This is a genomic window from Dyella sp. 01L423, assembly GCF_056399945.1.
In genome coordinates, this window is record NZ_JBFTSI010000074.1 from 1 (window position 1) to 349 (window position 349).

A 349-nucleotide genomic window follows, 5' to 3' on the forward strand; every position below is an offset into this window, starting at 1 on the left:
GTTATCGGCCAGCCGGATTTTCCCGCCAGGTTATATTCGTTATGATGCAACGCAGCAGATGCGGTTTTCTTATTCGACATCAGGGGAGCAAGTGGCTATGGAATACCTTGTCGAGTCGCCAACGCCGATGCGCACCATCGGCCCGATCCCGATGACCGGCCAGCGCGAGATCCTGCGCATCGGCCTGATGCTGTTCGATGGCTGCTCCCTGCTGACCGCCGGCATCATTGCCGAGGCGTTCCGCATGGCGAACGAAATCGCCCTGCAGCGCACCGGCCGACCCGCCTACCAGTTGTCCCTGCTGTCCCACCGGGGCGGCATCGTCGCCTGCTCATCCTCGGTGCGGGTC

At 62.5% G+C, this 349-nt stretch carries 1 protein-coding gene; it reads left to right on the forward strand.

Translation table 11 applies throughout. The annotated features are described in order from the left end of the window. Window positions 1–97: 97 nt before the first annotated feature. Window positions 98–349: hypothetical protein (locus AC1DMY_RS21125; protein ID WP_477166796.1), on the forward strand; the 252-nt coding region annotated here is incomplete at its 3' end.